Consider the following 13,021-nt stretch of genomic DNA (forward strand, 5'->3'; position numbering starts at 1 on the left):
AGCGAATAAACAACCTGAAAGGACTTTCGAACTGAAAAAAATTTGCTAAAAGAGGCATTTTATCCGCTTTCAAACACATTGATTTTTTAGCACAAAATACAATGTCATTACGTTGTATGTTAGCGTCATAACACCGTCATTTTCTGACAAAAAAAATACAAAAAATATACATCTTATTTGTTTATTTTGAAAATATTATGTTAATTTATACAAAGCAAAATTCATACAAATGAGTTTTACACATAAAAAAAGGAGCGTACAAATGGACGATATCTACCGTCTTCATCTCACTGTTACTGGCGCATACGCCTATCGGGCAAGGGTTGACTACAAAAACCCCGGCCAAAGTAGTTGGAAAAGAAGCGATAACCTAGCAAATGTTTCTGTAGGTATATCGAAAGAAGTTTATTTGAAGGATGTTTCAGGCATCCGGGAAGGCGCGACCGTCCGATTCGTCATGGACATCAGAGCCGGCAAAACGATTGTCGCATCCGAGACATTCACATATAGAAAGGATAGCGACTATTACGCTTCGTACAATGGCACTGGAACAACTCTAAAAGCCAAGGCTGTTTACAAGGGCAGATTCGCAACCGTCGTTTATTCAGGTGAAGCATCCGCGCTCTTTTTGAAGGTTTCGGGGACTTATGCTTACAACGCAAAGATTCAGTACCGTAAGGGAAGTTACACCCCTTGGAAAACTACAGGGCACATCGTCAACGTCACAGCCGGAATCCCCGAAATGGTGAACATTAGCGAAGTTGGCGGCATTAGTCCGGGCGATCATTTCCGTTTTGTAATGGATATCGTTGCTGGAAACAAGAACGTCATCGCGAACGAATATTTCGTCTACAAAAAGGATATAACAACCATTGCAAAGTATGATTGCAAGGGTACAACCCTAAACTGCAGCATTAAATACAACGGCCTTGCAGCATACTCTCCCGTAGATTTTATTTGCGACGGCGTTGATCGACAAGAAGCTTACCGAAATTACAGCATCTATTCGTCAACCAGCACAGGCTTACCCATTGGCGGCTGCGTAAGAATTAAAAATCACAGCCTTGCCGATGTCATGAAATTCGTGAACGATGGTCGCATCGCATCTATCGTTTCCGAAAAGAGCGGAAGCAAAACACGAATCACCACTTATGCGTCGGGCCCCAAGAAAACGGGAGAAGGCCATATTTGGTTCATGGACAAGAACTACGATTGCTACGAAGAAGACGTGATTCTTCACGGAGACTTGTCCAAGGAACAGACGACCAGTTATAGCAGCAGCAATCCCAACATCATTTACATTTCTTGGAATGACAAAGCCCTTGGCGGCGATCCGTTCCTGAGATCCATTACGGCCAAAGGTCAATTTGCAGATTTCTTCAAGCTATTCGGTTTTGTTAGCGGTCTACAAAATGGACGACGCGTTTACCATACAATAGTCGATTGTATCCAGCGCAAGTTTGGTTACTGCGATTTGTACGACGAAGCGTTCAATTACGGCACAAATATGATGAGGGAGAAGTTTGAATTCACGTCTCAAGGACAACGGTACATTTTCTGGACCTGGAAGGGGCATTATCTCAATCTGGGTGCAGGTGCCGAAATGGGCTTCTACAGGTTCGTCAAAAGAATGAGTCTAAAGGATTTGACGGACAAAATCATGCAGGGAGTCAACGATTTCTTTAAAGAATACGCTCGATTCGCACTTCCCAAATTGCCCCTTACAGAAGCCGTAATCAAGGCCTCTATTAAAAAGACCTTGAGCTTAGTCGCGACAAAATCCTATTACGATTACTACGAATCTGACGATAAGACCCCAGTTATGCCCATGACGCTCACCATCAAGGGCAAAGGCACTCTTCCCAATCAAATTTGTAGATACGCACCTCGTGAACCTCAATGGTGGATCACCTCCTTTGTACCTCAATTACAAGGCGTAAACCCCAAGGACACGGTTGCAGAGTATACCGTTCAATTCAATCAATCTCAAAAACAACTATTCGATGATTTTATGAAAGTCCGATTCCCCAACTGGAGCGGCGACCGTAATAAACTCACTTTAGTACACACTTTCTAACACACAAATCAATTACAAACAATAACAGGAGTAAAAATGTCTGTAAGATCATTCTCTTTGAAAAACAATGGCGCCTTTGTGGCAAAGCTTCGTGTTCACGCCACGCACGCAAATGGCAAAACGGATTCCAAGACGACGGGCTCTTTTGCTAAAGGATCTATGAAAATTTTAGACCTTACCGAATACAGCATCTTCCAGGAAGGTGATATTGTATGGCTCGAAGCCGTCGTTGTTGCAGGAAAGAACCGCAAAGCTAGCGAACGTTTCGTTTACAGCAGGTATGGAACGGATGACGCAAAGTATTCCGTAAAGGGAACAACTTTAAGCAACTCTCTTAAATTTGAAGGTCTTTGCATTGCAACCCTTTCTGCACCATCCAACAACATCTCTTATAGCTACAATTACGACAACATTCAATTTGAATACCTTAAAACTTACCCCGAAAACAAAAGTTTTAAGGAATGCAACGGCATTTGCCATGACAGAGACTATTGGTACATGACGCAATACGGTTGTTTGTGGAAATTTCCTATCGGTACCAATTTTTCTTCGGCTTGTAAAAGCAACACCTCACAAAAGGGAAGACATTTCGGTGACCTCGATTACTATCAGGGATACCTGTTTATTCCCAAATCATATGACAATGGATCTGACATCTGCGTTTACGACGCAAATACGTTGACAGAAATTACATATCAGGAATTCAATACCATTGATGGAAAGAAATGGGATTCAATGGGCTGGGTCGCCATTAACCCAAGAGATGGCAAACTCTACACAGCAAGTTCCGGATTGAACGACAGCAATCCCATTCGCGTATTTACGATTGACATGAATGCTATTCGTTCCAAGTCTAAGCATTTCCTTAATTATTACGGAACCGTTAAGCTCCGTGATGAAAACGGGAAAGTGCTAACTAGAGATTGGATGCAAGGCGGATGCTTTGACAACGACAATCATCTTTATCTGAGCAACGGCTGCCCGACAGATTGGCAAGGCGGCACCAAGTACAGGAATATGGCAAATGACGAAGGCGGTATCTCCGTCTTTAGAATAGAGAACAACATTGCAAAGCGTATTTGCCATTCTAATCAAAAATCCGGTTTCAGATTCCAATATGACGGATTCCGTCAGGAACCGGAAGGACTTACTTATTGGGATTTGGATGCGGACTCCCGCAGCAATTCCAATGTCAAGGGTCAATTGCACGCTATCATGATTGATAACGAAGACGCCGGTTCTGTAGGAACCGACAAGCTGTATCTCAAACACTTCAGAAAGGTTGTCACCTCCAATCTGAAAATCACCAAGCAGCCAAGCAACCTCACCGTTACCTATGGCAACGGCGGAACGTTCTCCGTAACCGCAACAAGCTCCAAAACGCCGCTTCGCTATCAATGGTATCGCTGCGACAAGAATGGCTACAACTATTCGATTAAGGAAAATTCATGGTACACAGGCGGTAGCACAAGTACATTCACCGTCAAGAAAACTTCTGGCGAAGATATGAATGGCTATGTCTATTGCTGCGTGATTACGGATGCTGCCGGCAAGCAAGTGACTTCGAATAAGGTTACCTTGACTGTTCTGCAGCCGGCCGGAGCGCTTACGATTACAACGCAACCCAAGGACGGTAGCGCGAAAAAGGGTGCATTCAATTGCGTCACTTACACAGTCGCAGTACAGGGCGGTAAAGCTCCTTATTCTTACCAGTGGCAATTCTCCAGAGATGGAGTCAGTTGGGGCAGCTTTGGATACCAGGAGCAGAATTACTTTACGGTTGCCCATGCTGAAACCTCTGGCTATTACCGTTGCGAAATAAAGGATGCTACAGGAGCCAAGGTTACAAGTAACAAGGCTGCCTTCAAAGTCCTTTAATTTCGTCTAATATTTAATACAATAAGCCATCCTCATTCAAAATGAGGATGGCTTTCTTCTTTTTTCAAAAAAATCAAGTATATTAAAGATAAATACTCGAGGTGTATATGGGAGCAAAGTTCTTATTGGCTTTAGGGCTAGCCCTGTCGGCGACACAGGCGTTCAGCGCCGTGTATTATGTGGCGACCGACGGCAGCGACAATGCGGCGGGCACAAAGGAGAAGCCTTTCGCAACGCTCAACAAGGCAAACAAGGTGGTGACCGCAGGCGATACCGTCTGGATTCGCGGTGGCATTTACGACCTGAAAGACACGGTCTTTTACGAACGATACAAGATGACAGCGGGCATCTTGTTGACAGCAAGTGGCGAAAGCGACGACAATCGCATTCATTACCTAGCCTATCCGGGCGAGCGTCCGATTTTTGACGCAGCCAACCTCCCCGTGGCTATCGGCAAGGAGTATAGCGATGGCACGCCTGCGGGTGCGATGTACACGTCGCCTATCGTGATTTCGGCGAAATTCCTGCATTTGAAGGGGTTTGAGGTTCGCAATACACCCATGAAGCATAATTCAAATTCGGGTGTGTTTCTGTATGCGAGCAAGCACATTTTTCTAGAAGAGATGGATAGCCACCACAATGCGGGCCCGGGGTTCTTTGCGAACGACGGTGCTGCAGATGGCGGCGGGCACATTTTTTTGAATTGCGATGCCCACGACAATTACGACCCTACGGGTTGGCAGGGCGATGGCGAAAATGCGGACGGTTTCGGTGCGCATTACCAGAAGCCGGGCGAAGGCGATACCACCAAGTTCATTGGGTGTCGTGCCTGGTGGAACAGTGACGACGGTTTCGATTTTATCAACCAGGAATTCCCGGTGGTTCTGGAGAACTGCTATGCCATGGGGAATGGCTACAGCGATTACGGGCGCGGGAACCCGAAAAATGGAAACGGTTACGGAATCAAGATGGGCCAGAGCACGTATGGCACCGGACATCATATCATTAAGTATTGCGTCGCTTGGAATAATAAATCTTCGGGCTTTTACGCGAACTACACCAATGCCGGCAGCCAGTGGCTCAACAACACGGCCTACATGAACAAGGACCGTTCTTTTAGCATGGCATCGACGCTCTACGCCGAAGACGGCAAAACTCGCCTTGCCGAGGTGGCCCCGCTTACGGGCGACAACGCGCATGTTATGAAGAACAATATCGCCTTTCCGAATAAGCTTTCGCAAATCGGGACCTGCTGGGAAAAGATTTCGAGCCAGAACATCGATCACTATGTGGATTGCCCGGCAGGCGAAAATAACACATGGAATTTGAATCTCGATTTGACAGAAGACGATTTTGTGAGTCTCGATGACCCAAGCATGACCGTGACCGGCGAAGACCTCTCAACGATTCCGGGGATGCTCGGCCCGCGCAATGCCGATGGTAGCCTGCCCGATGTAGGCTTCTTGAAACTCAAGGAAGGGAGCCGCGCCCAAGAATTAGGCTTGGGAGCGTACCAATACAGCTATTCTACAACTCCGATAGCCAAGAAAATTCGGAATTCAACGAACTCGCACGCCGCCACAAATGCGCCAGCGAGAGTATTCGATTTGCAAGGCCGTTACTTGGGAATCTCGCCCACGCAAATTAAAAATCCTGGAATATACTTGGTCCGACAGGGCAAAGCATGGCGGCAATTTAGAATAAAGTAAAAAATTACTTTAGCAAGCCTTCGACATCTGCACGGCTCAGGTAAGCGCGTTCATTAAGAGCCTGCGCAATTTTGCAAAGCGGTTTTTGGCATGCCATAAGGATATTGTAATCCTGCTCGACAACGTTTGCTTCGGACAGCTGGAAATAGTAACATGCCGCTTGAAAGCGCTGGTAGTCAGGATCGCTCTTGTAGAGTTCCATCGGCAATTCCTTCATGACCGTATCGAGGTCGCACTTGAACTCTTTGCGCATCAAGAATTCTGCCAGATGTCCCGCCATGGCGATGTGCGCGTCGCCTTCAAGTTCCGAGCCCGCGATGTGCGTAACGCCCGGCTGCTCCTTGGAATTGTTCATTTTTACATAATCGAGCGGGCGCTTGAACAACAAGGCGACAAGAGCGTGGCCTGCCTCGTGATTGCACAATTTTTTGAATTCTTCTTCACCGAAAAATTCCACCAGCGTTTCATGCGTTAAAACTTGTTCCGACATTGCGAAATTTTCCTTTTTTAGCCGGACAAAATATATGAAATTTACGGCCATATTGCGTTTTCTCGCCTTTGTAAGCAAACCGAAACAAAACAAAGCCCTAACTCGTTGACAGACAAGGATTTAGGGTCTCTTTTCCACAAAATTCAAAGACCATTTTTAGCGCAATTTCTATACTTGGAATCAAGTTGATCAGGAGACCGACGACATTTCTAGGAACAGCCGCCTTCGCCACGGCTGTTGTTGGCGCCATTGCCCTTGGCGTCTGGTTCCTGCATGCGCTCGCGGAACGATTCCTGTCGACTCCGCACACAATCGCGGGCGTTACGATTAGCCCTCACGGGCACCGTATGGACGACCTACTGACCCACCATTTCGATTCAATTCGGGTTTCGATGGACGGAACCGATATCAAGGTGGCCAATCCGAATTTGGAAATCACCCTAATTGGCGAACCCAAGGGCATTAGACTCGCCATGGATTCGGTGATTGCAGACATCGACGTTTCCAAGGAAAAAGACGAGAAAAAGTCAAAGAAAAACGACAGCATTCCCAAATTCCCGGAAAAACTGAAAATTCACATTCCGGCGCAAGTCGACGTCAAGGAGGCGCGCGTTAACCTCTCTGACGGCAAGAGCTGGCAAGCAAGCAATATTTCTGTAGAAAGCCGCGGGCAAAAGGCTCTTTCCATCAGCGCAAGAAACATTAAAGGCGACTATATCTCGGCGCCGGCAAGCGTTAACCTGAACGCAGATTTCAGCAGCGACAAATTGAAGCTTGACGGCAAAATCAAGACGAAGAAAGATTCTATCGCCTTGAATGTCGAAGCGCCCAAGGACAACCTCGGAAAAATCAAGACTAGCACAGACCTGACCATCACCAATCCCGAAGACTGGATTCCGGTGGAGCTGCCGCCGGCAGTACCCGAGCTCGGCAAGGTCAAGGTATCCGCTACGGCAAACGTCGACTTGCAAAAGAACCGCACCTCTTACGACGCCACGATTGAAACGAGGGTGGGCGCCTTCTGGCCGCTACTCGCCGAGAACGTAACCGTAAACATTTCGGGCGACATGGACAACATCGATGCCGACGTGGTTCTTCGAAACGACGAAGGCGGAACCATTGTACTGAACGGAAATGTGGACAAGGAACGCAACGTGTTTTTCACAGGGCGCGTCGACCGCATGAACGCCATGTTCGGCCCGCAGATGATGCCGCTGGATATGGAAATTCGCTCGGGCGAACTGTTCGACAACGAGCTCACGGTTTCTGTCGAAACAAGGCACGGCTCTTTGGTCGATGCTCAGATTAATTTCAAGGATTCGCTTTCGCTCACCTTTACAGGCGACATTTCGCCTTACGAACCGTGGGCGCTAGACTGGACTCAAGGCAACCTGACCTTGGGCGCACGAACGAAGGCATACGGAGCATTTGACGGGCATTACCTGAAAATCCTCGCGAAAATCAATTCGATTATCAACGCCTACCACATTACGGCCGACTCGCTACAAGTAACGCTTGCAATCAACAAGAAAGGCATCGATTTTTCGAACGGTACCATATACACGCCGAACGAAACGTTTGATTTCGACGGCGACGTGAAATGGAACGACGAACACCCGCATACCTCCTGGAACGTACGACAGCAGCACGGCGGTAGCGCGAGCGCTTATGTTCACATTGGAGATTCGATTGCACTTGACGTTCTAGCCGACAAGGTGGTTTTCGAAACGATTCCGTTCTCTGACATAAAACTTGGACGAAACATTCGAGGAAAGGTGAGCGGAGAATGGCACCACGACTTTGACAACCGATTTGGATACATGGATGTATCTGTGGATGGCGGTTTGGACGCATTCAACGTCGGACTTGAAACGTCCATCCGCGCAAACGGAGACACGCTATTCATAGACAACTTCAAGGCCATCCACAACCGAAACTCCGTTACTGCAACAACCGTATTCGTGTTGCCTAACGATTCTAACCCGGACTTCAAGCCCACGACCTTCCTACCTGTAGAAGTGCTATTCGCAAACATTTCGTCGCACGACTTCAGTATTCCGCTACTGCTTGAAAGCTTTAACGACAGCACGCTCACTTCGGGCATGCTTAACGGTGACCTCACCTACAACCAAGGCAACAAGCTCATTGGAAATTTGAGTTTTGCAGACATCAAGTTCCGAAAGATTCCACCCGACCTGTTCAACATTCGAAAGTTGAACGTATTTGCCGAAAATGACAAGGTTGAACTGAACGCTTACCTGGACATTGGTGGCGGCGGCTGGACCGGCAACACGCAAGTGATCATCAACAACGTATTTAGCGACAAACGCCACGTCAGTTTCTCGCATGGCAGTGACAACGGCGGCACGGTTTGGGCCGAAGGCTTTATTGACAACGACCTGTTATTCAAGGGAACTGTAGACGCAAACGGTTCTTGGTTCATTCCGGGAACGGTCAGCGAAATCAAGAATACCGACTTGCATGTGGACATTGCGGCCGATTTGCGAAAGGGACTTACCGGAATTACCGCAGACATGAGCTTGGATTCCACCATATACGAACCGCCTAGAACAAAGGTGCAGTTCCCGATTTACATGCGCGGCCATGTGGAAGACGGTCTCTTGAACATTTACGAAGCAAGAACCAAGAATGAAAACGACGAAGTCATTTCGGGAACGCTGCAGTTCAACCTCGACAGCATGAAGATTGATTCTATCAACGTGCATTCCGACCGTTATTCAATCAAGACCGAGTCGCACTACCTTGTGCTTGAAGACATCAATTCTACCATGACCGACAGCGAAGAAGAGTTGCGCGTGACCGCGAACATTCCGAAGATTTCTTACAAGTTTAACAACGTAATTTACGGCGATGCAGAAGCCATTGCCCGCGGAAATATCGGTTTCGCGATTCCGCATAGTCAAGAAGGTATCATCAAGAACAGCACCATTACAGGCGATATTACAATTGACAAGATGGTGTTCTACCGCGACTTTGACATAGACATTACGCCAGCCGCTCTCGACAAGTACTTGACCATGTTCAACAACTTTGTCGCCAAGATGCGCAAGGAAGGCGCAAAAGAAGAAAAGATTTCTGTATCAAGCCCCATTAACCTTGCGGTGCATATCAGCGACTCTCAGACAGATTCCATGGCCGTCGTAACGCCATTTGCAACCTTCCCGCTTACAGTTGACATTTGGGTGCTTGGCAACACGGTACGTCCGCTGTTACGCGGCGACATAACGAACACGAACAGCGGATTTATTGGCGTTAAAGATATCTATGAATTCGACTTGAATTCGTTCATGATTTCTTGGAACGATGTTCCCTGGCAAAAGGGCGTCGTCGACGTGAGCAGTAGCCAGGAACTCCCCTACTGTTCAGCCGAAACAAATGAAAGCGAAAAAGAGACATGTCCGATCAACCTAGACTTGCAAGGAACCATTTCGAACCTGCAGGCAGTTCCCTCGTCTAACTGCGGTACCGACGCCTCGGCGGCATCGATTTACTACAACATTTTGCTTGGCTGTATTGCAAACGACAACGGCGAAGAAACCGACTGGAATAAACTTGCCGGTAAGGCAATCGGTAAAGTGATTTCGACAACGGCCAACAAGACCTTGGGCGGCGACTACATTGGTGATATCGAAATGAAGGTGATGTTCTTTGAAAACAACACCACCGGCGATAAGGACTCCAGCTACTTCAAGATTCCGATTTCGCTGGACCGCTGGGTTAAGGATTTGAGTTTGATCTTTGGCTACACTCAAGACCAGAGCGTAAGCCCCACTTACGACCAGTCGTTCCAATTCGGCATCAACTACACGTTGCCCGTATTCCAAGAAGACATATACTCGCACGAGAACCATTTGTCGCCAACCTTGTACCTGAACGGTATGCTGACATCTAAGCAGTACTTGACCAATACCGGTGCCGGAAGTAACGACCGACTCGAAAAAGACGTCGGCATCAACTACATGTACCGATTCTGGAACCCGTGTATTCTTGGCCTTGGGCGCTGCGAAGCCATCGAATCGCCCTCTAAGCAAAAGGAGGATTCAAAATGAAAAAGATCCTATTCCTTCTTTTAGCATTCACCTTCGTATGCCTAGCAGCCGATGACGATAAGCACCCGTGGTACGTAAACATCAAGGGTAACAAGGCCTTCTCGACGTTCCAGCTTGAAGAACAGCTTGACATTCCCGAAGAATTCGGCAAGATGGATACGACCAAGCAAGACTTCATGATGCGTCTTTCACTTGAAAACATCAAGGCGCTCTACTATTCTCGCGGTTATTACAGTCTCGATTTGTCAATGGACATCCAGCGCGACATCGTTTCAGCAGACAGCAGCATTCGCGGTTACTTTATCACCATTCGCGATGGCGAGCGTTACCGCTTTAGCGGAGTCAAATTGATTGTTCCCGAAGACCGCAGGGTTGAAATTGACGAATCGAAATTGAATATCGCCCAAGACCACCTTTACAACCAAGACGATATTGCCGAAGACTTGGAAGACATTCAAAAGGCCTACCGCCGCGAAGGTTACCTGCATTCTACGCTTTCTTCTATCGAAATGATTGACACGACGCGCAAAAAGATTCTGGTGCAGATTACAGTTGATCCGGGCGCAAAAGTCATGATGGGAAACATCACCTCTTCTAGCCGCCGTACTAAAGACAGGCGCAACCCGAACTTGGTCACTTCGGAAACAGGCCTTACCGATACGGCATGGCTCTCTAGCCTATGGCGCATTCCCGAAGGCGAAATCATTGATGGTAACCAGTACTACACCTTTAGAAACAAGCTTTTCTCGACCCAGCTGTTTACTCAAATCAAGATGAGCGACTCGCTCAGGGAAGACGGCCTTTCAGACGTTTACCTGAACGTGACCGAACGCGTGCCCGGCGAAACCCGCTACGGGTTCTTCTTCGAAGAAATCTACGGATTCGGAGCACTCGCCTCGGCAAAGCACAAGAACTTCTTTGGGCATTTCCACGAATTTTCGACTAGCGCACAAATTGCACAGCACAAGCAAGAAGCCTCAGTCGGTTACGCTAACCCGCTCTTGTTTGGAACCTCGTTTAGCTTTATTCCGACTGCGATTCGCTTTGAAGACCGCATTACCCTGAACCACGAAAAAATCAACCCGCCGGCATACCCCGACAGCTTGGAAGAACGTTACGAAATCATCAACCGTGCAGACTTGACTTTCGGCATTACGAAGCGCATTCGTTTCCGCGGCACATTCGATACCCGTTACGTAAACAAGAACGAAGACAAGCTCTTCAAACTGAAAGGCGAAACAGCACTTACCTTTGACTACACCGACGACTACTTCAACCCGACAAAGGGTATACGACTTGCCCCCACACTTGGCGCGGGATCTAACTGGAAAGCCGACCTTCAAAACCCGACCATGGTGGGCGACCCCTACACCTATGGCGAAATGACGGTGAACCTTTACCACCCGCTATTCTGGACCTTTTACGGAGCCGTTAGCGGAAGCGTCGGTAGATTCTTTGCCAAGGCCCTTGAAGACGACGCCCGAATCTTTTACCAGGGAGGCACGCGTTCTGTGCGCGGTTATCGATTCCGCAGTATTTACGCAAGCTACGACAGCACATACACCGTGCGCGACGAAGATACCGGCGAAGAAAAAGAGGTTACCGACATTCACACGGGCCTTACACCGCTTTACTTTAGATTCAACCAAGAAGTGCGCTGGACATTCCCGTGGAAATCTTGGCAGCGCTGGCAAATCGTGCAGTTCTATGACTGGGCCCGCGTAACCGACAGCGAAAGCGGAAAATACGCCGCCGAAGAAGACGAAAGCTTGGGTCTAGGCATTCGTTACCGCTGGCAGTTCTTGACGTTCCGCCTGGATTATGCATTCAAGAAGGATTTGAGCAACTGGAACTTGGAACACTTCGCTTCCGGCCGATTCGCCTTCGACCTGTCGCAAACGTTCTAGGCGCCGACCGTTTCGCGATAGACATTCGCGAGATTCGATGCGGCAGGCGCAATATTCGCTTTGATTCCAGCAGCAGCGAGGGCTGCATGGATTTGCTCTAATGATGCGGCAGAATCCACTTTGAAAGTTGCGGATTCGCCGGCAAGGTCAGCGACTCGCCCACTCTTCAGGAGTTGTCCGCGATCGATGATAGCGTAATCGGTCGCTTCTTCTTCCATTTCGGCCAGAATATGCGAGCAAACGATAGCGGTACCGCCTTCGTTTTTACGCCAGTCAGCAAGCAGGCTCCACACGGTTTCGCGGGCCATCGGGTCCAAGTTTGCTACCGGTTCATCGAGAATCAAGAGCTTGGGCGACGGCGCCATGGCACGTAGCAACTGCACCTTCTGGCGATTGCCGAGCGAAAGCTTGCCCATACGGGTTTCAAGGCTCGGCAATTCCAATTTTTTGGCAAGCGTGGCAATGCGTTCGCGGGCGGCAGATTCATTCCACTCGGGATTGCGCGCCGCATAAAAGCCCACGAAATAGTCCACGTATTCCGCAATCGAAAGCTTGGAGTAAACGCCCGGATTTTCAAGCAAGATTCCGCAGGCGCAAGGGTCGAGAAAACCGTTCTTGCCGCGCAAACCGTCTGCAATTTCAAGCGAGCCCGAAAACTTCGAGAATCGCCCGCACAAGAGTCGCAAAAGCGTGGTCTTGCCCGCCCCATTCGGGCCCAGGAGCGCAAAGAAACTGCCTTCGGGAATTTCAAGATTCACCGAAGCAAGCGCCTTCGCCTGCGCGCCGGGATAAGTAAACGAGATGTCACACGCCTTGATTGCGAACATATTCACAATATAGAATTATCACGATTCTTTTTAAGAATTGTCACACGAATTCGATTTCACTAA

General features: G+C 48.2%; 7 protein-coding genes. 5 read left to right on the top strand and 2 right to left on the bottom strand.

All coding sequences use genetic code 11. The features are described from left to right. Window positions 1–409 precede the first annotated feature (409 nt). The 3 genes from QZN53_RS09675 to QZN53_RS09685 all read left to right on the top strand — a co-directional run bounded on the left by QZN53_RS09675 (window position 410) and on the right by QZN53_RS09685 (window position 5,664). A complete protein-coding gene (locus QZN53_RS09675) occupies window positions 410–2,077 on the top strand; it encodes a DUF4474 domain-containing protein (protein ID WP_205428136.1) in 1,668 nt (555 codons plus the stop codon). A gap of 36 nt (window positions 2,078–2,113) precedes the next feature. Beyond that, a complete protein-coding gene (locus QZN53_RS09680; protein WP_163438766.1) occupies window positions 2,114–3,955 on the top strand; it encodes a hypothetical protein in 1,842 nt (613 codons plus the stop codon). Between the two features lie 107 nt (window positions 3,956–4,062). Further along, window positions 4,063–5,664, top strand: coding sequence for a right-handed parallel beta-helix repeat-containing protein (locus QZN53_RS09685; RefSeq protein ID WP_163438767.1), 1,602 nt, complete (start codon window positions 4,063–4,065; stop codon window positions 5,662–5,664). 4 nt (window positions 5,665–5,668) lie between these two features. Here the strand turns inward: QZN53_RS09685 and QZN53_RS09690 are convergent, their stop codons facing one another. Beyond that, window positions 5,669–6,154 (bottom strand): hypothetical protein, encoded by a 486-nt coding sequence (locus QZN53_RS09690; protein WP_163438768.1) that lies wholly within the window; start codon window positions 6,152–6,154, stop codon window positions 5,669–5,671. 185 nt (window positions 6,155–6,339) lie between these two features. On the opposite strand from QZN53_RS09690, the gene QZN53_RS09695 reads away from it, so the two are divergent. After that, window positions 6,340–10,224, top strand: a complete 3,885-nt coding sequence (locus tag QZN53_RS09695; RefSeq protein ID WP_163438769.1) for a hypothetical protein — start codon at window positions 6,340–6,342, stop codon at window positions 10,222–10,224. Then, window positions 10,221–12,131: a BamA/TamA family outer membrane protein gene (locus QZN53_RS09700; RefSeq protein WP_163438770.1), complete on the top strand. Its 1,911-nt coding sequence runs from the start codon at window positions 10,221–10,223 to the stop codon at window positions 12,129–12,131. Before QZN53_RS09695 ends, QZN53_RS09700 begins: the two co-directional genes overlap by 4 nt. On the opposite strand, the gene QZN53_RS09705 is transcribed toward QZN53_RS09700, so the two are convergent. Beyond that, window positions 12,128–12,958, bottom strand: coding sequence for an ABC transporter ATP-binding protein (locus QZN53_RS09705; RefSeq protein WP_163438771.1), 831 nt, complete (start codon window positions 12,956–12,958; stop codon window positions 12,128–12,130). The two genes, QZN53_RS09700 and QZN53_RS09705, sit on opposite strands and share 4 nt — an antisense overlap. Window positions 12,959–13,021: the final 63 nt, after the last annotated feature.

Source organism: uncultured Fibrobacter sp., assembly GCF_900316465.1.
GTDB lineage: Bacteria > Fibrobacterota > Fibrobacteria > Fibrobacterales > Fibrobacteraceae > Fibrobacter.

What these genes read in the sequence shown, in the direction of transcription:
- QZN53_RS09705 (WP_163438771.1), bottom strand. Translation starts at nt 12,958, where the DNA reads ATGTTCGCAATCAAGGCGTGTGACATCTCGTTTACTTATCCCGGCGCG.
- QZN53_RS09700 (WP_163438770.1), top strand. Translation starts at nt 10,221, where the DNA reads ATGAAAAAGATCCTATTCCTTCTTTTAGCATTCACCTTCGTATGCCTA.
- QZN53_RS09690 (WP_163438768.1), bottom strand. Translation starts at nt 6,154, where the DNA reads ATGTCGGAACAAGTTTTAACGCATGAAACGCTGGTGGAATTTTTCGGT.
- QZN53_RS09685 (WP_163438767.1), top strand. Translation starts at nt 4,063, where the DNA reads ATGGGAGCAAAGTTCTTATTGGCTTTAGGGCTAGCCCTGTCGGCGACA.
- QZN53_RS09680 (WP_163438766.1), top strand. Translation starts at nt 2,114, where the DNA reads ATGTCTGTAAGATCATTCTCTTTGAAAAACAATGGCGCCTTTGTGGCA.